We start from the raw sequence: 21790 nt of genomic DNA, 5'->3' as shown, positions 1-21790 counted from the left end.
AATGAAAACGAATTAAGGACCGGGGAGCCAATTGGCTGAGAGGATGTGAGCAAACATCGACCCTCAACCTGATCTGGATAATGCCAGCGTAGGGAGTTACTTAAAGTGATGTAGCATATGTTATTCTATAATAACTTGCATACAAGGCTTTCCTACTGCGTAGGAAAGCCTTTTCTTGTTTTAAAATTTAATTTCATAAGGGGGATTTTACTATGTCACAACAAGTTACAATTTCGTTTTCAGTAGTACCACAAGCAAAGAACAAAGATGTGTATTCTGTTGTTGATAAAGCAATTGAGGTTGTACAACAATCGGGAGTTCGTTATGAAGTAGGGGCAATGGAAACAACGCTGGAAGGAGAATTAGATGTACTTCTTGATATCATTAAACGTGCACAACAAGCTTGTGTAGATGCTGGAGCAGAAGAAGTGATTACTTCTATTAAAATCCATTATCGTCCAAGCACTGGTGTAACGATAGATGAAAAAGTTTGGAAGTACCGTGATGAATATGCAAAACCAGAAGCAATCTAAAATAATTACAGCAATTTGGCTTATCCTTCTCATTGCGATATGGGAAGGATCTGTTTCATTATTTAAAATTGAACCGTGGATTTTACCGAAGCCTTCTGCCATTGTTCAAGAATTAATTGGAATGAAAGATTTACTATTACCGAATACGATGCAGACGCTGCAGGAGGTTATAATTGGACTTTTCTTTGCGATTTTAATTGGGACAAGTATTGCAATTCTTATGGACGTTATCCCTTTATTTCGTATTTTAATAAATCCGTTACTTGTTATTTCGCAAACGATTCCAATCGTTGTACTTGCACCGTTATTTATTATTTGGTTTGGATATGGAATGCTACCGAAAGTAATGGTAGTCATACTCGTTTGTTTCTTTCCAATTGCGCTTAGCATTTTAGAAGGTTTCCAAACGGTAGATAAAAATATGTTGAAGTTGTTGCAAACGATGAAGGCAACGAAATGGCAAGTTTACCAGAAAGTAAAGTTTCCGGCAGTGCTTCCATACTTTTTCTCAGGGTTAAAGATTGCAGTTACATATAGCGTAATGGGAGCGATTATTGGAGAATGGCTCGGTGCAAGCGAAGGATTAGGAGTTATGCTTACGAGAGCTACAAAATCCTTTTTAACAGCCCGAGTATTTGGTGTGGCAGCAATTATTGTTATGGTGACATTATGTCTGTATTTTATCGTGGAGTTTATGGCAAGAATAACAGCACCATGGATATATAGAAAGGACGGCAGAAAATGAAAAAAGGTTTAAAAGTTATGTTGGCTGCCTTATTAGCGGTAAGTGTGGCTGGATGTAATCCGGCGAAGAAAGAAGAAAGTGCAAGTAAAGATCAAAAAGTAAAAGTCGTATTAGATTGGTTTCCGAATACGAATCATACTGGCTTATATGTAGCGCAAGCGAAAGATTATTATAAAAAGCAAGGCTTAGATGTAGAAATTATTCAGCCTGGTGATAATGTGACGGCAGAGCAAATGATAGCTTCTGGAAAAGCTGACTTCGCAATAAGCGCGCAAGAAAATGTAACGTTGGCTCGTGTAGAAGGTATTCCTGTTGTATCTGTAGGAGCGATTATTCAGCATAACACTTCAGCTTTTGCATCGCTTAAGAAAGATAACATGACTTCGCCGAAAGATTTTGAAGGTAAACGTTATGGGGGCTGGGGAGGACCAGCGGAAGAAGCTACATTAAAGACAATTATGGAGAAAAATCAAGCCGATTTTAATAAAGTGGAAAAAATCATCTTGGGACAAACAGATTTCTTTAAATCAATTGGTCGTGATGCAGACTTTGAATGGATTTATTACGGATGGGATGGAATTGAAGCGAAGCGCCAAGGAAAAGAGTTAAATACGATTATGGTGAAAGACTTAGATCCAGCGCTTGATTTCTATAGTCCTGTTATTATTACGAGTGAAAAACATACGAAGCAAGATAAAGACTTTGTGAAAAAGTTTATGAGTGCAACGACAGAGGGTTATAATTTTGCAATTAAAGAACCGAAAGAAGCTGCTGATATTTTAATTAAAGCTGTTCCAGATGTAAATAAAGATTTAGTACAAGAAAGTCAAAAATGGTTAAGTACGAAGTATCAAGATGATGCAAAAGCGTGGGGAGTACAGAAGGAAGAAGTTTGGACGAATTACATGAATTTCTTATATGATAACAAAGTTATTAAGAAGAAAATTGATGTGAAAGATGCCTTTACGAATGAGTTCCTTCCAAGTGAAAAATGAGTGGATTACAAATAAAAGATATTGTGAAATCTTTCGATGGAAAGAATGTATTAGCAAATATTAGTGCTTCTATACGAGAGGGAGAGTTCGTTTCCTTCGTAGGACCGAGTGGTTGCGGGAAAAGCACATTATTAAATATGATTGCAAATGTTGAAAATCCAACAAGTGGGAATGTAACGTATAACGATAAACACGTACAAGAACAAGATGTTGTAAGTTATATGCCGCAACAGGATTTATTACTACCGTGGCGATCAGCTTTACAAAATATAGTTCTTCCATTGGAAATCGAAGGGAAACCGAAAAAACAAAGGCTGACAGAAGGAATGGAAGCATTAAAGCAGTTTGAACTAGATGAATATGCAGACCATTATCCAGATGAATTGTCTGGTGGTATGCGTCAAAGAATTAGTTTTCTGCGCACATATTTATGTGAAAAGCCAATTATGCTACTTGATGAGCCTTTTGGTAAATTAGATGCTTTTACAAAAATGGAAGTACATAGCTGGCTTTTAAACTCTTGGCACCAAGAGAAGCAAACAATCGTTATGGTTACACACGACTTAGATGAGGCAATCTTGCTTTCGGATCGCGTATTTATTTTATCTCAAAGACCAGCATCGATAGTTGGTGAGGTACAAGTGAAATTACCTAGGCCGAGAACGATGGATATGTTAACATCACTTGAGTTAAAGAAAGATAAGGAAGAAATTTTGAGAGTATTAGCTCCTTATATGAAAAAATAGAAAAAGCCTCTTAACAGTTTTTGGTATAATTACTGTTAAGAGGCTTTTTTATCTAGGGGGAGGAAGATGAAAACTATAGAGAAAATAGTAGATGAATTAACGGCAGATAATCTTGAAGAAAGAAAAGCTTTATTAAAAAATCATATTTTATTAATGAAGTATGGTATGGAACATCATGAATTAAAAGAAGAAGAAATGACAGAAATTTTAAAGTGGGTTCAAGGTCGAGATCAATTGAGAAAAGATGTTCCGGAGTTACGTGATTTACATTTAATTAAAAAGTTTCAAGCGGTATTAGATGAATTTATTCATTCTATAATTTCAAATGGTTATATAGAAGACGCGGTAGAAATTCTAGAGAGTGTATTAAAAAGTATGGGGGCAGTCGCTCATATTGTAAAAATTATGTTTGTCGGCAAAATGAAAGTTAATAGAAATTCATTGGAAATGGTAGAGGTGTTAAAACGAGAGTGTTACAACTTAATGGAACAACGTGCTGTTGTCGGTTTACATGCTCAAATTTTTCACGTTTTAGGTTTTGTTCATTCAATTCAGTTTGATTTAGAAGAAAGGTCACAGGAGCATGGACGAGTTGTGATAGGTCTTTTAACAGATTTTAAAACGGATGAATTGAAGTCTGTACAACAATTTCAAACTGAGGACCATATTCAAGAAGTGAAAAGTATGGTTAATAAAGGATACGGAATAGAATTACAAAGAAGAATTTATATGTGGAAATCGTTAACGCTCATCTTTACAAGTCCATATGCGTTAGAAAAGATGTATAAAGAAATGTATGCAGAAAACGATAAAACGAGGAAGGAACAAAAGGAAAAGTAGAGAATAGAATATAACAGAGTAGTTTATACTCTTAATATAACAAATGTTAAAGGAGTGAAAGGATAAAATGACTTTATCAACTGTTCTTCAAATGGTTTTAGCTTGATATGGGAGAAGTCTGCCCATTTTTATCGATTAAGCTAAATTGAAGACAGCAGGTAAAGAACCTTAATCCTTTTTTACGATAATATGTAATGGGTAAGGTGTATTCACCTTACCCATTTTTATATGCAAAATTAAATAAGGCTTTATACTGTTGCTCTCTCTATTTAGCTTATGAACCATAAGTAAAGGAGAGAAAAAAATGAGTATATTAACAGTAGAAAATGTAAGTCATTCGTATGGTGAGAAAACCATTTTATATAATGCGTGCTTTCGACTATTAAAGGGCGAGCATGTTGGGTTAGTAGGGAAAAATGGAATCGGAAAATCAACATTGTTAAGGATTTTAACAGGAGAACTTATACATGATGACGGGAACATTGAATGGTTCCCGCATGTGAAGATAGGTTTTTTACAGCAGCATATGGATTTACAAGAGGGGATAACAATTGAAGGCTACTTACAAAGTGCATTTTCTGATTTGTATGCGGTTGAATGTGAGATGTTAAAAATAGCAGAAGAAATGAATGGAGCAGGAGAAGTAGAATTAGAAAAATTGTTAGTAAAGTATGGAGAATTACAAACTATATTGGAAAGTTCTAATTTCTATCAAATTCATACAGAAATTGAAGAAGTAGCAACTGGTTTAGGATTATTTGAAGTAGGTTTGGAAAAGGATGTTTCAAAGTTAAGTGGAGGACAGCGAACAAAGTTATTACTTGGGAAGCTCCTTTTAGAAAAGGCTGATGTTTTATTGCTAGATGAGCCAACAAACTATTTAGATACAGCTCATATAGAATGGTTGCAATCGTATTTGAGACTGTATGAAAAAGCTTATGTAATCATTTCACATGACGAAGTATTTTTGAACAGTATTACGAATGTTATTTATCATCTAGAAGCAGGGAAAGTGAAGCGATACGTAGGAAATTATGAAAAGTTTATGCAAAGTTATCAAGTGCAAACGAAACAATTGCAATCGGCGTATGCGAAACAACAAAAAGAAATTGCTCAGCTAGAAACATTTATTCAAAAAAATAAAATTCGAAAAGCGAAACAGGCAAAAAGTCGAGAGAAAGTATTGGAGAAAATGCAACGGGTTGAAAAGGTTAATCATGTCACTCGATCCCGTTTTGATTTCAATGTGTATGAGGAGCCAGTGAGTCGTATATTGCAAGCTGAGAAACTAAGGATAGGTTATAGTGATCCGTTATTTCCAGAGCTGAATTTACAAGTGAAAAAAGGAGAAAAGATAGCGATTGTTGGTCATAATGGAATTGGAAAAACGACGATGTTAAAAACGTTATTAGGTCAAATAAGGCCACTAAGCGGTTCGATTTCTGTTGGAGAACGAGTAAATCCTGCTTATTTTGCACAGGAAGAGTTTGCTTCAGAAACAACACCATTAGAGAAAGTTTGGACAGAAAGACCAGATATGACAAAGAAAGAAGTACGGCAAGCATTAGCGAAGTGTGGATTGAAAGAAGAACACGTATTAAAACCTATTCGTTTATTAAGCGGCGGAGAACAAACGAAAGTACGTTTATGTGAACTTATCGTAGCGAAAAGTAATGTTTTAATTTTAGATGAACCAACTAATCATTTGGATATAGAAACGAAGAAGGCTTTGCAGGAAGCGTTACAACAATATAAAGGAACAGTTTTACTTGTCTCACATGAGTCTTCTTTCTATGAAGCATGGATAACAAAAGTATGGAATATAGAAGAATGGAACGCTGAACAATATGAATAAAGAAAAGGCATTAGCTTGTATAAGCTAATGCCTTTTCTTTGTGATTAACATGATTTTCGAGAACTTTTACATGAGAATTGTATGAAGAAGCACTCTTATGGTGCGCTTATAAGCGTGCTTTTTCTTTTGTTATATTTATAATAATACTAGATGCCTTTCCCTAATAGGCGACTATCTTTCTTTATATATATAGATAGTTTGAAATGGAATTAAAATAATTCCTATATGTAAAGGATAATGTGATTACTATAGGAAGACAATAGAGCTTAAAGGAAATTCATGTAAAATTCAGATGAACTTCACGCGAACTTCATATTGGAAACTAAATATAATTATAATAGGTTATTATAATGTTCATTTGTGATTTTTCATAAAATTAAAAGTTTGAATTTAGGAGAGAGGAATCAAACCTAAATTCAAACTTTAGTGAAATAATTAGTGGGAGTTACGTTTAGTTTTCGCTAATGGATGCATTTACAAGTTCAGCAGGAGTGCCTGTTCCTGCCCCTCCGATTGTAATCGATCCACCAGAAGGAATTTCACTATTCCATCCTGCATTCGTAATTACGTAATGATTATTAGTTTTACTACTAATTTTAGAATCCCAAACTTGTGTTAAATTGCCGTTATAATCAAATTCTAATTTCCAGTTTTTAATAGGGGTTGTTCCACTATTTTTAATTACAATCGAGAAGTTGTAACCACTTCCCCAATTTGAAGTTACTGAAAAGGTAGCATTGCTATTTCCACCAGGAGGTGTTGTGTTAGCATCATCTGTTTTTACAATAATAGAAGTAGGCTGTGATTTATTCCCAGCGGCATCTTTTGCTATTATTGAAAATTTGTATTCTGTATTAGCTTTTAAGTTTTTAATTGTAATGCTATTTGTTGTTGTACTCCATTTCTCTTCCCCAGCAGTAATTTCATATTCCGTAACTCCTACGTTATCAGTAGATGCAGTCCAGTTTAATTGAACTGAGTTTGAATTTTTATTTGTAACAGCAATATTTTTTACGTTTGTTGGTGGCTCAGTATCTTTTTGAGTAATAGGTCCACCTAGTAATTCTTTTACTAACGTATCAAGTAATTTTGGCCCACTACAACTATATTTTGGACTTGTACGGCAATCTCCGCTAAGCTCCCAAAACATTGCGCCACTTAAACCTTTTGTTTTTATATAGTCTGTTTTATGTTTCATAGATTCATTATCATCGTAGCTAATAAATGTGCCTGTAGTTGCATTATATAAATAAGGTACTTTCGCTACATCGTTCCACCCGCGAACAAAACCATTTTTATTCACATAATTAGCTGCTAAATCACCATAATCATACACACCTGTATCACCGGTAGAATAATCATCCCAAGTACCTTTAGAAGCGAGCTTTCCATCACTACCTGGTTTACAAGGTTGGTATTGTCCATTATTTTCTTTTCCGCAACTTTTCCATCCACGTCCGTAAAAAGGTACACCTAATACGAGTTTATCTGCTGGAACCCCTTCATTTGTATAAATGTCTATCGCACCATCTACGTAAAATTTCGTATCCGCTGCTGGGTCATTTGGATCTTTGTATAGAGCTGCATTATGGTTAGAAGTAGCTTCCCATCCACCGTGGAAATCATATGTCATAATATTAATCCAATCAAGTATTTGAGAGATTTTCTTTAGCTCTGTATGATCGGCATAACGTTGGCTTGCACCTGATGCGATTGTTAGTAAATACTGTTTGCCATCTTCTGCACCAGCTTTCGTTAATGCATTTCGAACTTCTTGAAGGAGTAGGGTGAAGTTTTGCTTATCTTCAGGACGATAACTACCACCAGGAATCGTTTCTACGCCCGGATATTCCCAATCTAAATCAACGCCGTCAAATCCATATTCGCGTAGGAAATCGACTGTAGATTCAGCGAATACTTTTCTTGTTTTTTCATCAGCGGCCATGTCAGAAAAGCGGTTAGACCAAGTCCAGCCACCAACAGAAATAATTGTTTTTAAGTGAGGATACTTAGCTTTTAATCGTTTCAGTTCGCCGAAATTTCCGCAGCGTGCGTATTTATCACAATCTTCCCAAGTTGTACCTGAGCCAGGATAAGATTTTGTGACATCGGCCCATGGTTCACCGAGTACGAGAGTACCATTAGGGACTTCTTTATTTTGCAGTGGTACACCAGATTCTTTACAGTTCCACGTTTGTTTATTTGGATTATCGGGGTGATTAGAAGGGTTTCCATGTTTTCCATTCCAGCAAATATCAGCGAAAGCGTAGTTTAAATGAGTTAGCTTTGATGCATCAATGTCTGCAACTTGATAATTACGTCCGTAAATGCCCCACGAAGGAAAATACCCAACAATTTTTTGACCTTGCTTTGGTGAATCTGCTAATGCGAAATTTGGAGTAATAAAGTTCGTGAGAAAAAGAGGTAAGAAGAGTAGTAGGGATAGTAATAGCGGTGTGAATTTTTTTAATCTCATAGTCATTTCTCCTTTCAAAATAAAAGATATATTTAAAGGCATGCGCCAATAAATCACAATGAATCTAGACGTATGAAACGTTTAGATAAAGTGAAACTTTAAACAGTGGGGGGCTTCATCCCCCAATGATTATCAGCCCTCACCAATCGGACTTTTAGGGGCAGTTGATCCCCCACCTAACTTCGTTGCTTTCGCTAAATTTTGAGGTGGGGGTCTTACTGCCCATTAAAGCGGGATAAAAATGATCAGACATCACGAAGTCTATACAAGGGAGCTGGGGTGATTAAATCGTAGCAAATGTAAGATTTGGTGTAAACGCTTTATTGAATTCGAAAAGACTTTCTCAATATGAAGTGGCTCTAATACAGATTACACATGAAAATAAAATATTGATTGGGGAGGAAAAGGCTTCTTGTAATTAAATTTGAGAAAAAATTGTATGAAGTCAATTTGTAATAGCGTAGCGAGATGAGAAAATATCATGTAAAATAATAGTAAAAATATGTAAAGGAGCGAATGGTGTGGATGTCTTTTTGAACATTGCTGAAGAAAAAATTCGACAAGCAATACGGAATGGAGACCTTAATCATATTCCGGGAAAAGGAAAACCACTACAATTAGAAGACCTTTCAATGGTACCTCCAGAACTTAGAATGAGTTATAAAATTTTAAAAAATGCGGGAATGATTCCACCAGAAATGGAACTACAAAAAGATATATTAAAAATAGAGGATCTAATTGCTTGCTGTTATGATGAAGAAGAGAGAAAGAAATTAAGAGAAGAGTTAACAGCAAAAACGCTTCGTTTTCAGCAGGTAATGGAAAAGAGAAAGATGAAAGATAGTTCAGCTTTTCGTATGTATCAAGACAAAGTATTTCGTAAATTACGCTAAGAGGGATAAGATGACTACATTTAAAACGATAGAAGAATTAGCGACCTATATTGAAGAACAACAATTGGTACTTCTGTTTATTAAAACGGAAAATTGTGGTGTTTGTGATGTTATGCTAAGAAAAGTAAATTGCGTATTAGAGAATTATGATTATGTAGAGAAAATAGAGATATTACTACAAGACATGCAAGAGATTGCAGGGCGATATGGAGTATTTACAGGGCCAACAGTTTTATTATTTTATAAAGGAAAAGAGATCCTTCGCGAATCACGCTTCATTTCACTTGAAAATCTAGAGAGAACCATTCAATTATTCAAGGAATAAGGGAGGATTTTATATGGAATTTATTATTGTCATACTATTATTTGTTGTAGTCGGAACGATCGTAACAGCAGTTCGATCAAACAAAAAGAAGGTAAATCTTGCGAAACAAAATAACATTCATAATTCATCTAACAACTCATCACCATTATTTTTCTTTGCTGGATCTGATAATGATAGCTCGCATGATGGAGGTTCACATGATTGTGGAGGGTCTTTTGGGGGAGATAGCGGGGGAAGCTGCGGTGGTGGTGATTGATGAAAATGCGCCTTATATAGGCGTATTTCTTTTTAAACAAACGTTTGATTAGTCGGCTTACATATGCATAAACACAGTTAAACAAACGTTTGATTAATATTTTTAACATACTAAGGGGAATGGAAATGAAAAGGGAGCCGAAAGTGAAAAACAAGGGGAAAGTAGTGTTATTTTTATTAGCTGCGGGAGGCGTATTTCTAGTTAAATTAGCATTTAAATTTGGAACAATACATACGATTCGAACTTGGTTTGAAAGTACGTTTTCTTAAATAAGGAATATAGCCTCTTGCGATAGAGGTTTTTGATTTGTTATCATTAGACTGAACGGTCGGTTTAAAGAGGTGTGAATATGAGAAGAAGCGCAGAAGAGATAAAGAAAGAAATTGCATATAAAGCAGAAAGTCTGTTTTCACAGAAGGGCTATTCAGCTACATCTATGGAAGAAATTTGTGAAATTACAGAGAGAAGTAAAGGAAGCATTTATTATCACTTTAAAAGTAAAGAAGAATTATTTTTATTTGTAGTAAAACAGCATACGTATGATTGGCTTGAAAAATGGAATGAAAAAGAGAAGTTGTATAGTACGAATACTGAAAAACTATATGGTCTCGCGGAATATCATGTAGAGGACATACAGCAACCAATTTCAAATGCAATAGAGGAATTCTCTATGAGCCAAGTTGTAAGTAAAGAGATTTTGGATGAACTATTAGCTTTAACTAGAGAATCATATGTTATGTTTGAGAAACTAATTGAAGCAGGCATACAGTCTGGAGAGTTTCGTGAAGATAATACGCGCGATCTTATGTATATTGTGAATGGATTATTATCAGGGCTTGGAGTACTTTACTACGAGTTAGATTATAAAGAGCTACAACGTATTTATAAAAAGGCAATAGATGTATTGTTAAAGGGAATGGCAGCTGAATAATAGGTCAGTTGCTTTCTTACAAAACAAAATAGACCGAACGGTCGGTTTATGAAAGGGGAATGTAAATGAACGCTTTATTTAAAAACCGAGCATTTATGCTCGTTATGGCGTCTGATATTTTACAACAATTTGCAATTTGGATCAGAAATATGGCCCTTCTATATTTCATAATGGAGCGAACGAATAATGATCCAGTTTCCGTGTCGTTGTTATCAGTTATGGAATATGCACCTATTTTTATTTTCTCGTTTATCGGTGGTGCGCTAGCTGATCGCTGGAATCCGAAAAGAACAATGGTCGCTGGAGATGTATTAAGTGTCCTGTCTATTATAGGAATTGTCCTGTTGTTAAAACTGGATTATTGGCAGGCTATATTTTTTGCAACACTCATTTCCGCGATTGTAGGTCAGTTTTCTCAGCCATCATCTTCGCGTATATTTAAGCGCTATGTAAAAGAAGAACAGGTAGCAAATGCGATTGCATTTAACCAAACATTACAGTCATTATTTCTGATTTTTGGACCGGTGGTAGGATCGCTTGTGTATACACAACTTGGTTTATTTACGTCACTATATAGCTTAATCATTTTATTTTTGTTATCTGCTATCGCCCTTTCATTTTTACCAAAATGGGTTGAAAAAGAGCAAGTGGCGAGAGATTCATTAAAAAATGATATAAAAGAAGGTTGGAAATATGTTCTTCATACGAAAAATTTACGTATGATTACAATCACTTTCACCATTATAGGCTTAGCTGTTGGATTAACAATGCCATTAGAGGTGTTTCTTGTAATAGAACGCCTTGGAATGGAAAAGGAAGCAGTTCAATATTTAGCTGCAGCTGATGGAATAGGTATGTTAATTGGTGGTATTGTTGCTGCGATTTTCGCTTCAAAAGTGAACCCGAAAAAGATGTTCGTATTCGGTATGAGCATATTAGCGATGTCATTTTTAGTAGAAGGGCTATCTACATCATTTTGGATTACTAGTTTTATGAGGTTTGGAACAGGCATTTGTTTAGCCTGTGTGAATATCGTTGTCGGTACGCTTATGATTCAACTTGTACCAGAAAATATGATTGGAAGAGTAAATGGGACGATTTTACCGCTGTTTATGGGAGCAATGTTAATTGGAACTTCACTAGCTGGAGGATTGAAGGAGATGACCTCACTAGTTACCGTATTTTGTATAGCAATGTTACTTATTTTATTAGCAATAGGTCCGGTTTTACGTATGCAAATAAAGAAAGAAGATGTTGTTAATCAAGAGGAAATGACGAATTCATTGGCTTCGAAATAGCTATTGCAGGGGGGCTGAATTGCTCCCTTTTTTCATGGCGATCTTTTGACAATGAAATGCCCCAATTATATACTGATGATGTAAAAACGATTTTACATGTTAGGAGAAATGGTGTGAAAAATCAAATCTATGAATTACGCACTGAAAATAATATTTCACAAGGTGCATTAGCTGATAAGTGTAAAGTTTCAAGACAAACGATAAATGCAATTGAGAATAATAAATATGATCCAAGTTTAGCGTTAGCGTTTCGTTTAGCGGAAGTATTAGGAACAACTGTTGATAAACTATTTTTGTACAAGCAGTAGGGGGAGTAGTTGTTGGGGAAAGAGAAAATAAACCTTGTAGTTACGGCATTAGTGGCTATAAGTACGTTAGTGTTTGCACTTTACTATTGGTTAACTGAACTTCAAGTAAATTGGTATGCACTATTTATTTGTAGCATCGCGTTACATTATCTATTTAAAAGTTTGGCATCACATAGCGTTGAAGGGGATACTGAGGAGAACGAAGATTTAGAAAAACATGTATTAAAAACAAGTGCCAATGTTACATATTATGTACTCGTTGTATTCATTTTTGGTCTGTTTTTCGCATCGGTAGGCTTTAATAGATGGATTGATTTTCATAACATACCGTTATTGTTTGCACTATGCGCTGCAATAGTTGTAAAGCCAGCTGTAGAATTTTTAATTGTAAGACGTTATAGATAAAAAAGATCCTCTTCTTGGGTGAAGAGGATCTTTTTCTTATAGCGTTTTCGTTTTTGGACTAGGTGGTGTAACGGATGTAGGATTTTCTGGAACTCTAGTTAGTAAGAATCCACCGATAACGAACAGTACAATAATACTAAGGACACCAGCGTTTGTTTTTCCCGTTAATTGCGTTGTAACACCGACTAATACTGGACCCATAATCGCGGCAAACTTGCCAAATATATTATAAAATCCGAAGAATTCATTTGCAGATTCTTTAGGCACTAGTTTCGCAAAGTAGGAACGACTCAGTGCTTGAATCCCGCCCTGAGAAGTGGCAACTAACATTGCTAAAATCCAGAAATCGAGTGTCGTTTTTAAGAAATAAGCATATGTGCAGATAATGATATAAATAATAATACCAACATATAGCATTTTTTTACCGGTAAATGTTTCTGATAGTTTTCCATACAATAAAGCAAATGGGCAAGCGACAATTTGTGTGACAAATAATATGATTAATAGATTCGTTGCACTAATACCGAGGTCTGTTCCGTAAGCGGTAGACATAGTAATAATTGTATCGACCCCATCAATATAGAAAAAGTAAGCAATTAAGAACATAAAGACCGTTTTATATTCTTTAATATTTTTAAAAGTATCAGCAAGGCGTTTGAAGCTCATTACAATTGGTCTTGGATGGCGTTCAATATAGTGCGTTTGCTCTACGTTTTTTAGCATTGGAATGGTGAATAATCCCCACCAAAGAGCTGTTATTGCGAATGAAATTTGACTAGCAATGCCGACTGATAAAGGGATAGTTCCTTTTTGAGCAAGAATAATAAGAGCAATACAACCGATAAATGGAATAGTACTCCCAATATAGCCTAAAGCGAAACCTCTCGTAGAAATTCGATCCATTCTATCTTTAGAGGTAACATCTACTAAAAATGCATCATAAAAAATGTTTGCTCCTGCAAAACCGACTAATGCGAGCATATAGCAGCCTAGTAATAAGTACCACTGAGATGTTGGGACGACTGCTAGCATACTTGTAAATACGATACCGAGTCCAAAGAAGAATGTGAAAAATCGTTTTTTAAACCCTTTATAATCAGCAACTGTGCCGAGAATAGGAGCAAGTATAGAAATTAAAAGTGTAGCGAATGAGTTTGCATATCCCCAGTAGGCTGTTGAAGTTGCACCAGATAGTCCAGCTTCTTTTGCAGCTGCTTTAAAGTAAATTGGAAATAATGCAGTTGTAATGACGAGCGAATATACGGAGTTCGCCCAATCGTATAATATCCAGCTTTTTTCTTGTCTGGACATTTTTTTCATATAATGTTCCCCCTCGAATTTGTTCTACTAACAGTGTACAAAAATAAAAATTATAAAAAGAGAAACAATGATGAATTTTACATAACTTTTACATATATACACAGTTCTTTACAATTGGAGTAAATCCTCTACAATTGATCCGTCTGTTTCACCTAAGTATAAACCGAGTAGTCTTGCGATAGTTGGGCCCTCATCAATAAGTCTCATATACGGTATGGTAATGCCGCTTTGTATCCCTTTCCCAGCAGCTATAAAAATTGTTTCATAGTTAGGTTTTGTTGGAGAGTATCCATGCGTACCAAACGTATATTTTTTACTAGGTGTAACATCTTTTTCAGTAATTTCTTTTATAAAATCTCCTGTATGGTTTTCAGTGAAATAATATCCTTCTCGTGCTTCCAACATAAATAAACAATTACCATCTGCACCGCATTCCTTTGCATCCTCATCATGAAGTATAAATTCAATACCGTTTTGTTTATTTTGAAGCAGTTCTTCAAGGAGTAGTTGTACTTCTCGAATTGTATCTGTATCGTTTTTGTCTTTCACATATACATAGGCGGACCCATCGCAACTTTGGCAATAAGCATTCCAGTCTACTAATTTTCCTTTTGAATTTATAGAGATAAGCCCTTTTTGATGAAATAGTACATTTAATTGAATGGCTTTGTTTTCACTTAAAGCGCTATGATCACCAAGAGCGATAATGGTGCTCTCTTCGTATAGTCCACTGTCTTTTAAAGCTTGAATAATTTTCCCTAGTCGCTCATCATGTCTATGAATTGCCGCTATTGTTTCTTTTGATTCAAAGCCGTGATAGTGTCTTTGGGTGTCTAAATCGGTGAAATGTACAAACATGACATTAGGCTTTTTCGTCTGGATTGTATGCACAGCAGAAGCAAGTACGAAATCATCGAGTTCAGGTTGTGACAATCCATTTCGTATATGGCCGAAACGACGATTTAAATCTAATTGGTATAGCGGACTACCGCTAAATAATGAAACTAAAACTTGATTTTGCCACGGTCTATTTGGAAAGATTTCTGGTAAATTGTAATCAATATTTGCTCTGCCGGTAACAGGCCATAGAAGGGCAGCTGTCGTTAAATTTGCTTTATGTGCTTCATCATATAATGTTGTTCCTTGTATTGATTTTCGGTACCAATGCCAATCGGGGGATTCACGTCCAGGTTGAAGTAACGTATTGCTAACAACACCATGTTTATTAGGGTAATTACCAGTTACGATTGTTGAGTGACTTGGATAGGTTACAGAAGGATAGATGGGCTCTACTTTTTCGACAACCGTACCCTTTTTGATTAGAGATTGGAAGTGAGGTAATTTTTGTAGTATAGGAAAATCTAAAGCTGATAAACAGTCGAATGACAAAATAATGACACGATTCGTTAATGCTTTATCCATAAAGTAATCCTCCTAATTATATGAAACCTATTACTATATATTACTATTAATACCTAGTAATAAAAATATGTTTTTAAATAAAATTTATTATTTATTTTCAGAAAAGTTAAACATATAATTAAGTATAAGGGAATGAATGAAAGGAGGGAATACTATGGATCTGCTAGATGGATTTAGTATCTTTTACATCATTGGCGGAATTACGATTATTCTTGTATTTGCTATTTCGTATTTACTAAAGAAACGGTTTCCAGACAAGCAGTTTGATATTATATTTGCACTTAGTTTAATACTTCTTTGCTTAGCATCCTTTCCCGTTACAATGATGGTTATTGGTGGATGGGAAGGAATGGGATATGGATTTATTAGTTTCTTTGTCCTGCTTGGTACACTTATCGGTATGATTGCACATCAACTTGTGAAAATTACGCGGAAAAGCTACGTATAAAACTGTAAAAAATGAAAAGAATATATAAAAGTAAGAAAATTAGCTATTGTTTTAAAAAAGAATTTGTATTATGATAATCAACAAATTTATTTCGTTATAACGATGAAAAAGGATTAGTACATGTTCAACCTTTTTAGCAGAGAGAGAATCCAGCAGGCTGAAAGATTCTTAAAAAGGCGATATGGAACCTACCTTTGCGTTCTGCATATGCAGCGGGAATTTCCCGTTATCAAAAAGAGAGCATGCACAATTTTTGTGCATGAATCAGGGTGGTAACGCCGGCAAAGCTCGGTCCCTATTTAGGGGCGCGGGCTTTTTTGTATTTTCTAGAAGGAGGAAGACTGACTATGGCAAAAGAACAAGTACAAGCGATTACGAAAATGGAAGAGGACTTTGCACAGTGGTACACAGATATTGTAAAAAAAGCAGAACTTGTTGATTATTCAAGTGTAAAAGGATGTATGATTCTACGTCCGTACGGTTATGCCTTATGGGAAAATATGCAAAAAGTGATGGATGAAAAGTTAAAAGCAACAGGTCACGAAAATGTGTATATGCCAATGTTTATCCCAGAGAGTTTATTGCAAAAAGAGAAGGATCATGTAGAGGGATTTGCTCCTGAAGTAGCATGGGTGACACATGGAGGGGATGAAAAGTTAGCAGAAAGACTTTGTATACGCCCTACATCCGAAACTTTATTCTGTGAGCATTTTTCAAAAATTGTGCAATCCTATAATGATTTGCCAAAGTTATATAATCAGTGGTGTTCAGTAGTTCGTTGGGAAAAGACAACGAGGCCATTTCTTCGTACAACGGAATTCTTATGGCAAGAGGGTCATACAATTCATGAAACAGCAGAAGAATCTCAAGCTGAAACATTAAATATTTTAAATCTATATGCTTCTTTCTGTGAAGACTACTTAGCGATACCAGTAATTAAAGGACAAAAAACAGAAAAAGAAAAATTTGCGGGCGCAAAGGCGACTTATACGATTGAAAGCTTAATGCATGATGGGAAAGCACTTCAAACAGGAACATCCCATAACTTTGGAACGAATTTCTCTGAAGCATTTGATATTAAGTTTTTAGATCGTAACGGTAAGTGGCAATATGTACACCAAACATCTTGGGGCGTATCAACAAGAATGATAGGTGGACTGATTATGGTTCATAGTGATAATAATGGGCTTGTAATGCCACCAAAAGTTGCGCCAGTGCAAGTTGTTATTGTACCAATTGCGCAGCATAAAGAAGGCGTTTTAGCGAAAGCAACTGAGTTACAAGAACATATTCAAAAGGTTGCACGAGTAAAAATAGATGCTAGTAATAAAACACCAGGCTGGAAATTTAATGAGTATGAAATGAAGGGCATTCCAATTCGATTAGAGGTTGGTCCGAAAGATATTGAAAAGAATCAAGTTGTACTCGTAAGAAGAGATACGAAAGAAAAAGAATTTATAGCAATGGATCAATTAGAAAAGCGTATTCCAGCACTACTTGAGGAAATTCATCATTCTTTATTTAATAAGGCAAAAGTATTTCGCGATGAGAATACGTATAGTGTGACGAATTTTGAAGAGATGAAAAAAGTAGCTGATGAAAAGCAAGGATTTATTAAAGCAATGTGGTGCGGGGAATTAGCTTGTGAAGAGAAACTAAAAGAAGAAGTTGGAGTATCTTCTCGGTGTATGCCTTTTGAGCAAGAGCATTTAGCTGACGAATGTATTTGTTGTGGTAAAGAAGCTAAACAAATGGTGTATTGGGGAAAAGCGTATTAATGCTCTTTTGGATAGGAAGGATGAAAAGGACTTTGGGTTGCATAATAAAATGCAATCCAAAGTCCTTTTTAATTTTACAATTTGTTTCATGTATTTTTTAGATGGAGGGATATGTTTTTATTTTGCGTTTTTACGGCGAATGAATAGTAACATACCAATTAGGAATGTTGAAATTCCCATTAAAATAGATGCAGGATAATGTGTTGCAGTATTCGGTAACTTCTCGCCTTGTTTTTTCGCGTTATCTTTTACGTTACCACCTTGAGAACCATTGCCACCAGAGCCATTGCCACCAGAACCATTGCCACCAGAACCATTGCCACCAGAGCCATTGCCACCAGAGCCATTGCCACCAGAGCCATTGCCACCAGAGCCGCTACCACCAGAACCATTGCCACCAGAGCCGCTACCACCAGAGCCGTTGCCATCAGAGCCATTGCCATCAGAACCGCTACCACCGGAACTATTGCCACCGGAACCATTGCCACCGGAACCATTGCCACCGGAACCATTGCCACCAGAACCATTGCCACCAGAGCCACTGCCGCCCGAGTCGTTGCCACCAGAGCCATTGTCACCCGAACCGCTACCATCGGAACCATTGCCACCGGAACCATTGCCACCGGAACCATCGCCACCGGAACCATTGCCACCGGAACCATTGCTACCAGAACCATTGCCATCAGAGCCATTGCCATCAGAACCGCTACCACCGGAACCATTGCCATCAGAACCGCTACCATCGGAACCGCTACCACCGGAACCATTGCCACCGGAATCATTGCCGCCCGAGCCACTGCCACCAGAACCGCTACCGCCAGAACCGTTACCACCGGAATCATTGCCGCTAGAGCCATTGTCACCCGAACCGCTACCATCGGAACCGTTGCCACCGGAACCACTATCGTCCTGAGAACCACCGTTTCCTGGTGGTTTATTATTATCTTTTGAGTTACCTTCTGCAAAATGATCGTTATTTTGTACAATCGCATTTGTTACTGGAGAGAAGTTTTCTGTTGCTGCATTACCGATATTTAAACCACTAAAAAAAGATAAAGAAAGAGTTGATGCTAAAATGAAAATTTTCGTCATTGATTTCCTCCTGAAAAATTAATATTCCATCTAAAATACATCCCTTTGTAATATTTCATAGGAAAAAGAGTTTTATGCAAAAAAAACTATATATAGAAAAAGATGGTATATTTCTAAAGAGAGAAAAGAGTTAGTGTAAACTCTTTGTAAATAGTAGAGCGTGAGAATTTTACACTCATTACAGTAGAGGAAGTGACAGCAGATGAAAGAATATATTGCATTTGATATTGGTGGTACACAAATTAAATATGGAATTGTTTCAGAAACAGGAACAGTACTAAAGCATAAAACAGTTCCAACAGAAATTCATTTGGGTGGGGAACAAATTATTCAAAAACTCATTCTTTTATCAAAAAAATTAATGGGTGAACATACGATTTTGGGAATTGGCATTAGTACGGCGGGAATTGTTGATATTAATAAAGGAATTGTCACGGGAGGTGCGGATCATATTCCGGGTTATAGTACGATTCCTATTATGAATAGATTGCAAGAGGTATTAAAAGTTCCTGTATCCATTGATAATGATGTGAATTGTGCAGCGTTCGGAGAAAAGTGGAATGGTAGTGGAAGAGAGAAAGGAAACTTTATTATGCTCACCCTTGGAACTGGTATTGGAGGAGCAATTTTTATAGATGGAGAGTTATATAGAGGGCATTTGTTTAGTGCTGGTGAATGGGGAAATATGTTAATAGAAGGAAAAACGTTTGAAGAGGTTGCTTCGATTTCAGGATTAATTCGGCTTGTAAGAAAATATAAAGGCAAAGGCGAGTGGAATGGGAAAAGAATTTTTGAGTTGTATGATAAAGGAGATCAGGAAGTTGCTCAAGCAGTTGGGATCTTCTTTAAACATTTGGCAATCGGAATTAGTAATCTTGCTTATATTTTCAATCCAGAAATGATTGTTATAGGTGGCGGAATTACTGATAGAGGAAATCAGTTCTTAAAAGAAGTAAAAGAAGAAGTGGAAAAATATTTACACAAAGAGATTTATAATAATTGTGAGATTGAACTTGCACAAAACGGGAATTGTGCAGGAATGATTGGTGCTATTTACCACTTCTTACATCATCATAAGTAAGTTATATGAATGTTTTCATATAACTGAGAATTTATCCTTTTTATCACTAGGTAAATAATGCTACAATATAAAGGAAGAATACAATATTTTCCGCCTTGGAAAATGCTTTGTAGAAAGGAAGAAACTGCATGCCTATTATTTTAGAAAAAGGTCAAAAGATCGATTTAACGAAAGGACAACCAAAAGTAGCAAAACTACAGGTTGGCTTAGGCTGGGATCCAATTGGGCAATCAGGTGGGTTTCTGTCTTCATTATTTGGAAGTAAACCAAATGTAGATTGTGATGCATCTGTTGTTATGTTAGAAGGGGATCGTTTTGTTAATAAAAACGATTTGGTATACTTTGGAAACAAACTTTCTACTTGTGGTAGTATTATTCATTCAGGAGATAATTTAACAGGTGAAGGCGAAGGTGACGATGAAACAATCTTTGTAGAGTTACATAAAGTCCCAAGTCGTATTAACCGTTTAGTATTCGTTGTAAATATTTATGATTGTGTAAACAGACGTCAAGACTTTGGTATGATTCGCAATGCATATATTCGTATTCAAAACCAACAAACCGGTGAAGAATTAGCACGTTACAACTTATCAGATAACTATGCTGGAAAAACGACTCTAATTGCAGGGGAAATGTATCGACACGGAAGTGAATGGAAGTTCTCAGCAGTTGGAGAAGGTACACAAGATAAAAACTTAAGTGAGATTGTATCACGTTATCAATAAAATAAACCGAGGAGGAATTGTATATGGCATCAATTTCGTTGAAAAAAGGACAAAAGGTAGACTTAACAAAAACGAATCCAGGTCTTTCAAAAGTTCTTGTAGGACTTGGTTGGGATACAAATCGTTATGATGGACAAGCTGATTTTGATTTAGATGTTAGTATCTTTTTAGTAGGTGCGAACGGTAAAGTTTCAGGAGCAGAAGATTTTGTTTTCTATAATAACCCAAAAGGTGCGAATGGTGCTGTAGAGCATTTAGGAGATAACCGAACTGGCGAAGGTGAAGGCGATGACGAATCGATTAAAGTAGATTTGAAAAACGTACCTGCACATATTGAACGTATTTGCTTCACAATTACAATTTACGATGGAGAAGGTCGTAGCCAAAACTTCGGACAAGTTTCTAATTCTTTCGTACGTATTTTAGATGAAGAAAAGAATGCAGAATTAATTCGTTACGATTTAGGAGAAGATTTCTCTATTGAAACAGCTGTTGTAGTAGGTGAATTATATCGTCATGCAGGTGACTGGAAGTTCAATGCAATCGGAAGTGGATTCCAAGGTGGATTAGCGTCTCTATGTAACAATTTCGGTTTAGATGTAGAGTAATAGATTTAGCTATCCATTAGTAAATATATTTTTAAAGATTAAAATATAGAGGTGAATATACATGGCCATTCAGTTACAAAAAGGACAGAAAATCGATTTAGGTAAAACAAGCCCTGGCTTAACAAAAGCAGTAATTGGTCTTGGATGGGATATTAAATCTTATGACGGTGGATCTGATTTCGATTTAGATGCATCTGCCTTTTTATTAGATGCGAACGGAAAATGTACGAAGGAAACTGATTTTATCTTCTATAATAATTTACAGTCTCCTTGTGGATCTGTTCTACATACAGGGGATAACCGCACAGGTGAAGGTGAAGGCGATGATGAACAACTTGTTGTGGACTTAAAGAAAGTTCCAGCAGATGTGCACAAAATTGCTATTACAGTTACGATTTATGATGCGGAAGGTCGTAGTCAAAATTTTGGACAAGTAGGAAATGCTTTCGTTCGTTTAGCAAACGAAGAAACGAATGAAGAAGTTCTTCGCTTCGATTTAGGGGAAGATTTCTCTATCGAAACAGCAGTTGTCTTTTGTGAATTATATCGTCATAATGGACAGTGGAAGTTTAATGCAGTAGGAAGTGGATTCCAAGGTGGTTTAGGTGCGCTTGTAAGAGCGTATGGCTTGGATGCATAGAAAGGAAACGATATTCGTTTCCTTTTTTTGACCTTTCTATAAATCTAGCAAAGAATAGGGGATAAAGGTA

24 protein-coding genes, 1 riboswitch and 1 other annotated feature are annotated in these 21790 nt (G+C 36.0%); of the genes, 20 read left to right on the top strand and 4 right to left on the bottom strand.

The window, feature by feature from the left end:
- Positions 1-10: 10 nt before the first annotated feature.
- A riboswitch (TPP riboswitch) is annotated at positions 11-112 on the top strand.
- Between the two features lie 100 nt (positions 113-212).
- The 6 genes from AC0NJG_RS16065 to AC0NJG_RS16040 all read left to right on the top strand — a co-directional run bounded on the left by AC0NJG_RS16065 (position 213) and on the right by AC0NJG_RS16040 (position 5714).
- Positions 213-533 carry an MTH1187 family thiamine-binding protein gene (locus tag AC0NJG_RS16065; protein WP_000082897.1) on the top strand — a complete coding sequence of 107 codons (321 nt, stop codon included), beginning with the start codon at positions 213-215 and terminating at the stop codon, positions 531-533.
- The gene (locus tag AC0NJG_RS16060) at positions 505-1278 is read left to right on the top strand and encodes an ABC transporter permease (RefSeq protein ID WP_001057149.1); all 774 of its coding nucleotides are present in this window, start codon (positions 505-507) and stop codon (positions 1276-1278) included. Before AC0NJG_RS16065 ends, AC0NJG_RS16060 begins: the two co-directional genes overlap by 29 nt.
- Positions 1275-2273, top strand: coding sequence for an ABC transporter substrate-binding protein (locus AC0NJG_RS16055; RefSeq protein WP_087952007.1), 999 nt, complete (start codon positions 1275-1277; stop codon positions 2271-2273). Before AC0NJG_RS16060 ends, AC0NJG_RS16055 begins: the two co-directional genes overlap by 4 nt.
- Positions 2270-3019 carry an ABC transporter ATP-binding protein gene (locus AC0NJG_RS16050; protein ID WP_062822011.1) on the top strand — a complete coding sequence of 250 codons (750 nt, stop codon included), beginning with the start codon at positions 2270-2272 and terminating at the stop codon, positions 3017-3019. Before AC0NJG_RS16055 ends, AC0NJG_RS16050 begins: the two co-directional genes overlap by 4 nt.
- 66 nt (positions 3020-3085) lie before the next feature.
- The gene (locus AC0NJG_RS16045; RefSeq protein WP_087994762.1) at positions 3086-3859 is read left to right on the top strand and encodes a hypothetical protein; all 774 of its coding nucleotides are present in this window, start codon (positions 3086-3088) and stop codon (positions 3857-3859) included.
- 304 nt (positions 3860-4163) lie between these two features.
- Entirely contained in the window at positions 4164-5714 is a 1551-nt protein-coding gene (locus tag AC0NJG_RS16040) for an ABC-F family ATP-binding cassette domain-containing protein (RefSeq protein ID WP_087952009.1), read from the top strand.
- A 451-nt stretch (positions 5715-6165) separates the two neighbouring features.
- Here the strand turns inward: AC0NJG_RS16040 and AC0NJG_RS16035 are convergent, their stop codons facing one another.
- Positions 6166-8190, bottom strand: a complete 2025-nt coding sequence (locus AC0NJG_RS16035) for a glycosyl hydrolase family 18 protein (protein WP_087952010.1) — start codon at positions 8188-8190, stop codon at positions 6166-6168.
- A gap of 521 nt (positions 8191-8711) precedes the next feature.
- On the opposite strand from AC0NJG_RS16035, the gene AC0NJG_RS16030 reads away from it, so the two are divergent.
- The 8 genes from AC0NJG_RS16030 (at position 8712) to AC0NJG_RS15995 (ending at position 12606) form a co-directional block, all read left to right on the top strand.
- The gene (locus AC0NJG_RS16030; protein WP_087952011.1) at positions 8712-9083 is read left to right on the top strand and encodes a DnaJ family domain-containing protein; all 372 of its coding nucleotides are present in this window, start codon (positions 8712-8714) and stop codon (positions 9081-9083) included.
- Positions 9084-9093: 10 nt separating this feature from the next.
- A complete protein-coding gene (locus AC0NJG_RS16025; RefSeq protein ID WP_087952012.1) occupies positions 9094-9408 on the top strand; it encodes a thioredoxin family protein in 315 nt (104 codons plus the stop codon).
- Positions 9409-9421: 13 nt separating this feature from the next.
- A complete protein-coding gene (locus AC0NJG_RS16020; RefSeq protein WP_087952013.1) occupies positions 9422-9664 on the top strand; it encodes a hypothetical protein in 243 nt (80 codons plus the stop codon).
- A gap of 125 nt (positions 9665-9789) precedes the next feature.
- Positions 9790-9933 carry a histidine kinase gene (locus AC0NJG_RS16015; protein WP_087952014.1) on the top strand — a complete coding sequence of 48 codons (144 nt, stop codon included), beginning with the start codon at positions 9790-9792 and terminating at the stop codon, positions 9931-9933.
- An 80-nt stretch (positions 9934-10013) separates the two neighbouring features.
- Positions 10014-10595: a TetR/AcrR family transcriptional regulator gene (locus tag AC0NJG_RS16010; RefSeq protein ID WP_087952015.1), complete on the top strand. Its 582-nt coding sequence runs from the start codon at positions 10014-10016 to the stop codon at positions 10593-10595.
- Positions 10596-10660: 65 nt separating this feature from the next.
- Entirely contained in the window at positions 10661-11893 is a 1233-nt protein-coding gene (locus AC0NJG_RS16005) for an MFS transporter (protein ID WP_087952016.1), read from the top strand.
- A 56-nt stretch (positions 11894-11949) separates the two neighbouring features.
- Positions 11950-12201, top strand: a complete 252-nt coding sequence (locus AC0NJG_RS16000; RefSeq protein WP_087952017.1) for a helix-turn-helix transcriptional regulator — start codon at positions 11950-11952, stop codon at positions 12199-12201.
- 12 nt (positions 12202-12213) lie between these two features.
- Positions 12214-12606 (top strand): hypothetical protein, encoded by a 393-nt coding sequence (locus tag AC0NJG_RS15995; protein ID WP_131101333.1) that lies wholly within the window; start codon positions 12214-12216, stop codon positions 12604-12606.
- Between the two features lie 36 nt (positions 12607-12642).
- Here AC0NJG_RS15995 and AC0NJG_RS15990 read toward each other — a convergent pair whose 3' ends face one another.
- Both AC0NJG_RS15990 and AC0NJG_RS15985 read right to left on the bottom strand, forming a co-directional pair.
- Positions 12643-13926, bottom strand: coding sequence for an MFS transporter (locus tag AC0NJG_RS15990; RefSeq protein ID WP_087952018.1), 1284 nt, complete (start codon positions 13924-13926; stop codon positions 12643-12645).
- Positions 13927-14034: 108 nt separating this feature from the next.
- Positions 14035-15348, bottom strand: a complete 1314-nt coding sequence (locus tag AC0NJG_RS15985) for an alkaline phosphatase family protein (RefSeq protein WP_087952019.1) — start codon at positions 15346-15348, stop codon at positions 14035-14037.
- A gap of 154 nt (positions 15349-15502) precedes the next feature.
- Between AC0NJG_RS15985 and AC0NJG_RS15980 the strand changes: the two genes are divergently transcribed.
- Both AC0NJG_RS15980 and proS read left to right on the top strand, forming a co-directional pair.
- Positions 15503-15796, top strand: coding sequence for a YesK-like family protein (locus tag AC0NJG_RS15980; RefSeq protein WP_140168513.1), 294 nt, complete (start codon positions 15503-15505; stop codon positions 15794-15796).
- A gap of 93 nt (positions 15797-15889) precedes the next feature.
- Positions 15890-16096, top strand: a binding site (T-box leader).
- A 47-nt stretch (positions 16097-16143) separates the two neighbouring features.
- Positions 16144-17574: a proline--tRNA ligase gene (gene proS, locus AC0NJG_RS15975; RefSeq protein ID WP_087952021.1), complete on the top strand. Its 1431-nt coding sequence runs from the start codon at positions 16144-16146 to the stop codon at positions 17572-17574.
- A 117-nt stretch (positions 17575-17691) separates the two neighbouring features.
- Here the strand turns inward: proS and AC0NJG_RS15970 are convergent, their stop codons facing one another.
- Positions 17692-18666 carry an LPXTG cell wall anchor domain-containing protein gene (locus tag AC0NJG_RS15970; RefSeq protein ID WP_474063216.1) on the bottom strand — a complete coding sequence of 325 codons (975 nt, stop codon included), beginning with the start codon at positions 18664-18666 and terminating at the stop codon, positions 17692-17694.
- 202 nt (positions 18667-18868) lie between these two features.
- Between AC0NJG_RS15970 and AC0NJG_RS15965 the strand changes: the two genes are divergently transcribed.
- From AC0NJG_RS15965 to AC0NJG_RS15950, 4 genes are all read left to right on the top strand, one after another.
- Complete coding sequence (locus tag AC0NJG_RS15965; RefSeq protein ID WP_143880748.1) at positions 18869-19747, top strand: ROK family protein; 879 nt, start codon at positions 18869-18871, stop codon at positions 19745-19747.
- 128 nt (positions 19748-19875) lie between these two features.
- Positions 19876-20472, top strand: a complete 597-nt coding sequence (locus AC0NJG_RS15960; protein ID WP_087952024.1) for a TerD family protein — start codon at positions 19876-19878, stop codon at positions 20470-20472.
- Between the two features lie 23 nt (positions 20473-20495).
- Complete coding sequence (locus tag AC0NJG_RS15955; RefSeq protein WP_000146722.1) at positions 20496-21080, top strand: TerD family protein; 585 nt, start codon at positions 20496-20498, stop codon at positions 21078-21080.
- 61 nt (positions 21081-21141) lie between these two features.
- Positions 21142-21720 carry a TerD family protein gene (locus AC0NJG_RS15950; RefSeq protein WP_001007533.1) on the top strand — a complete coding sequence of 193 codons (579 nt, stop codon included), beginning with the start codon at positions 21142-21144 and terminating at the stop codon, positions 21718-21720.
- Positions 21721-21790: the final 70 nt, after the last annotated feature.

It is taken from the genome of Bacillus sp. SSR7, assembly GCF_055902415.1.
Note: the sequence above shows the minus strand (reverse complement) of the source record. Positions and strands in the feature narration are given on the sequence as shown.

Bases quoted from the DNA above. Each gene is read 5' to 3' on its own strand.
- AC0NJG_RS16065 (WP_000082897.1), top strand. From the start codon at position 213: ATGTCACAACAAGTTACAATTTCGTTTTCAGTAGTACCACAAGCAAAG.
- AC0NJG_RS16060 (WP_001057149.1), top strand. From the start codon at position 505: ATGAATATGCAAAACCAGAAGCAATCTAAAATAATTACAGCAATTTGG.
- AC0NJG_RS16055 (WP_087952007.1), top strand. From the start codon at position 1,275: ATGAAAAAAGGTTTAAAAGTTATGTTGGCTGCCTTATTAGCGGTAAGT.
- AC0NJG_RS16050 (WP_062822011.1), top strand. From the start codon at position 2,270: ATGAGTGGATTACAAATAAAAGATATTGTGAAATCTTTCGATGGAAAG.
- AC0NJG_RS16045 (WP_087994762.1), top strand. From the start codon at position 3,086: ATGAAAACTATAGAGAAAATAGTAGATGAATTAACGGCAGATAATCTT.
- AC0NJG_RS16040 (WP_087952009.1), top strand. From the start codon at position 4,164: ATGAGTATATTAACAGTAGAAAATGTAAGTCATTCGTATGGTGAGAAA.
- AC0NJG_RS16035 (WP_087952010.1), bottom strand. From the start codon at position 8,190: ATGAGATTAAAAAAATTCACACCGCTATTACTATCCCTACTACTCTTC.
- AC0NJG_RS16025 (WP_087952012.1), top strand. From the start codon at position 9,094: ATGACTACATTTAAAACGATAGAAGAATTAGCGACCTATATTGAAGAA.
- AC0NJG_RS16020 (WP_087952013.1), top strand. From the start codon at position 9,422: ATGGAATTTATTATTGTCATACTATTATTTGTTGTAGTCGGAACGATC.
- AC0NJG_RS16015 (WP_087952014.1), top strand. From the start codon at position 9,790: ATGAAAAGGGAGCCGAAAGTGAAAAACAAGGGGAAAGTAGTGTTATTT.
- AC0NJG_RS16010 (WP_087952015.1), top strand. From the start codon at position 10,014: ATGAGAAGAAGCGCAGAAGAGATAAAGAAAGAAATTGCATATAAAGCA.
- AC0NJG_RS16005 (WP_087952016.1), top strand. From the start codon at position 10,661: ATGAACGCTTTATTTAAAAACCGAGCATTTATGCTCGTTATGGCGTCT.
- AC0NJG_RS16000 (WP_087952017.1), top strand. From the start codon at position 11,950: ATGCCCCAATTATATACTGATGATGTAAAAACGATTTTACATGTTAGG.
- AC0NJG_RS15990 (WP_087952018.1), bottom strand. From the start codon at position 13,926: ATGAAAAAAATGTCCAGACAAGAAAAAAGCTGGATATTATACGATTGG.
- AC0NJG_RS15985 (WP_087952019.1), bottom strand. From the start codon at position 15,348: ATGGATAAAGCATTAACGAATCGTGTCATTATTTTGTCATTCGACTGT.
- AC0NJG_RS15980 (WP_140168513.1), top strand. From the start codon at position 15,503: ATGGATCTGCTAGATGGATTTAGTATCTTTTACATCATTGGCGGAATT.
- proS (WP_087952021.1), top strand. From the start codon at position 16,144: ATGGCAAAAGAACAAGTACAAGCGATTACGAAAATGGAAGAGGACTTT.
- AC0NJG_RS15970 (WP_474063216.1), bottom strand. From the start codon at position 18,666: ATGACGAAAATTTTCATTTTAGCATCAACTCTTTCTTTATCTTTTTTT.
- AC0NJG_RS15965 (WP_143880748.1), top strand. From the start codon at position 18,869: ATGAAAGAATATATTGCATTTGATATTGGTGGTACACAAATTAAATAT.
- AC0NJG_RS15960 (WP_087952024.1), top strand. From the start codon at position 19,876: ATGCCTATTATTTTAGAAAAAGGTCAAAAGATCGATTTAACGAAAGGA.
- AC0NJG_RS15955 (WP_000146722.1), top strand. From the start codon at position 20,496: ATGGCATCAATTTCGTTGAAAAAAGGACAAAAGGTAGACTTAACAAAA.
- AC0NJG_RS15950 (WP_001007533.1), top strand. From the start codon at position 21,142: ATGGCCATTCAGTTACAAAAAGGACAGAAAATCGATTTAGGTAAAACA.